General features: G+C 54.3%; 1 protein-coding gene. It reads left to right on the top strand.

Annotated elements, in window-relative coordinates:
• Positions 1–2,303: hypothetical protein (locus C6W92_RS17785; protein ID WP_164989294.1), on the top strand; the 2,303-nt coding region annotated here is incomplete at its 5' end.
• Positions 2,304–3,113: the final 810 nt, after the last annotated feature.

Raw genomic sequence — 3,113 nt, 5'->3', positions numbered from 1 at the left:
AGGACCCCGGCACGGAAGACTTCCCGATCAGCGTCAATGTCGAGCTCGAGAAGGTCGGCCGTGGCGGTGAAGGTGGCGATCTCGTCATCGGTGGCAAGGCACAGTCGGTCAATGAAGGCATTGCCGGCGGCATCGAAGTGTTCAATATCGACGTCAAGGGCGTTGGTGGCGACGGTGCAGACGCAAAGCCGTCGAACGTTGGCTCGATCACCTCGACGCTGGGTGCGCTTAGTGTTGTCAATATCGCGACGCATGAGGACTTCGCGAACGGCGACAGCTTCGCCAGCCTCGTGGTGCGTGACGGCTTCGGGGGCACATTGGATCGCATCGATGCTGATGAGTTCAAAGGCAATCTGACGCTCAACGGTGTTACCAATGCTGACACGATCACGGCCCAAGGCGGTGGCAATGTCTCTCTGGAACTGTCCTATGACGGTAGTGAGACGGCTACGCCCTACAATGTGACGACCGGATCGGGTAACGACAATGTCGATGTGGACGTGGATGGTGATGCGGTAGATTTCGCGGGCTCTTCGCTGAACATCTCGACCAATGGCGGTAACGATACGGTCTTGTTCAACGGGATCGGCGACTTCGATGACGACAATAATCAGCGTCTCAACCAGTCGATTCTCGACAATATCAACATCGAAACCGGAGATGGTCAGGATACCATCAAGACGAAAAAGGAAACCTCGCAGGACAGCGATGTCAGCAAGTTCAATTTGAATATTGACGGCGGTGCTGATGAGGACTTCATCGACACCTCCGGTGGTGAAACGGCTGGCTGGGCCTTCAACTTCGATGTGGTGCGTTCGGAGTTTCAAGATGGCAGTGACATCAATGATGCGGTTGACATCCCTGGTGTTCCAACCTCGCTGGCCTATGTCGGCGGCGCGACGATTACAGTGACCCTGTCTGGTGCGGGCGATGGTGATCTTGACGACGGTGGTGGCGTCATGGCCTTTGACACAGCCGAAAGTGGCGTCGACGGCTATGAGGCGACGGCTACAATCGGTAACCTGGTCAACGGTAACAGGTTCTTCGGCGACCAGCGTGATGTGAACGCGGCGGTGATTGCGGCGATCGAGAATGATCCCGTTCTCAGCAAGCTGCTGAGCGTCAGAATTGGGGAGAACAATACCCTGGTCATCGAGACGACCACCGGTGGTGAATGGGATGGTGATGATCTCCGCATCGACATCTCGCAGGCCGACCAAGGCGACGAAGATGATGATTGGAACGAGGTTGAAGATGAAGCCCAGGCGGTATTCAACAACTCGGGTATCGTAATCAACGATCTGGCGGATGCAAACGGCGATGCCGCCGGTCCCGACGTTCCAGATCTGACCGACGATGTTGAGACCGATGACTGGTATGAAAGCCTCAGTGTGCCTGACTCGTGGAACGCGGCTGGTGACAACCAGTTCGAGAGTGGTGATGAGAGCAATGTTGAGAACGACAACGTCATCAACGGCGGCTCCAACGACCAGGCCAATGACCTCATCGTCCTGTCGACGGATAACGATGACTTTGGCGGAGCCATCGACGACTTCACTCCGATCAGCTCCAACCCGAACAACACGCTGAATAACTACGCCAGCAATGAGACCATCGTCATGGAAGGTCTGTTCGGGGACGACACGATCATGAACTTCACGACGGCTGGTGACGGGGAATTTGTTAGTGCGCAGGATGCACCACAATGGGAGGCTAGCGGTCAAGAGGGCCTCGACTTCCTGGACTTCTCGGACTACCTCAACAGCCTGTTCGATAGCTCTGACAACAGTGCCCCGGCTGACAGTTCGGACTCCAATATCCTGATCCCTGTCACTCTCGACTATGCTGCGGATAACAGCACGCTCGACGGTGGTGGTGCTGAGGCTAACGAGGTGTCGGTGCGCAGAATTGCAACCGACACTGGTGAAAACGAAACCTTCGAAGGCCTCGACGCTGGTATCATTGAGGATCTGTTCAACAACACGCTTGCAGATCCTGATAACGAGTACGGTGGCTTTACTGAGAGTGAGTTTTCGCTGGTCGAGTACCAGAAAACCGATCAGGAAGAGCTTATCGGGGACGCCAAGGCCATTATGATGATCGAAAACGATCAAAACGAAGGTGAGTACAAGGTCTTCGAGATTACTTGGGACGGTGATGAAGACGACGGCGATGACCCGGTTGCATCCGTGACTGAGCTCGGCAGCCTCGACTTCGGTGCTTCTCTCGAGGGTCTCCAAGAAATCAACCTCGTCGGCTCGGCAGACTACAATCAGCTGATCGAGAACGGTTTCGTTATCTGATTGGACGATCGTCCTTTCTGAAGCCCTCGCTGGTTTCCGAACGAAAACGAGAAAGCCCCCGGCGCTGCCGGGGGCTTTTTTCTAAGGTGATCAAGGGCTCTTGAAGATCACCCTGATTGTCTTTCGGTAGGAGTTCTAAAGAGAATTCTTTCCTGTCCGGTAATGTCTTCGTGATGAAGGGTTGGGCAGGTCTTAAAGTTCTTCTTGGGCTTATTGCACCTGAGCCAGCTCGAGACTTAACGCTCCAACTGAGGTAAGGTCCCAGCTGACATGGTGACCACTCCCATAGATTGCCTGCAAGCTCGATAAGCCGTGTCCTGTTGGTCCGCTACGACTTTCAGAAGGTTTTCTTCGGCGTCTAATCCCAGCACTTCGTAGCTCTGAAGGTCCAGAGCTGGGTGTAATTTGAATCGCCCCGGTTTTACCGGAGACCTATAGCTTCATTTCACGCGACCATATCGAGCGCGTCGCCCTGACGTATAAAGCAGTGTGGGTTTGCGGCATAAAAGACATGTATAGGTCAGAGTATGTAAATCACTATACACCTTTTGCTTGAAACGTCTCCCCAAGATAGGTACGGGAGGAGAGTATCAGTGCGCGACAGCTGCGTGTTCTGAGCATGTAGCACGCAGCAAGAGCCGTCGCAGGCTGAGACAGGGAAAAACGAGCTTCATTATTCGAGCGCTCCACGGAAGGGACTTAAAATGCCGCTAGATATCAACACACTCACAGCGCAGCAGCAGCTCGCGTCGATCTACATTCTGTACTACGACCGTGCGCCTGACCCGGCTGGCTTCCAGTTCTGGGAAT

It is taken from the genome of Roseovarius sp. A46, assembly GCF_004126395.1.
Classification (GTDB): domain Bacteria; phylum Pseudomonadota; class Alphaproteobacteria; order Rhodobacterales; family Rhodobacteraceae; genus Roseovarius; species Roseovarius nitratireducens.
The sequence above is the reverse complement of the archived record's forward strand: the minus strand, read 5'-3'. Positions and strand labels throughout refer to the sequence as shown.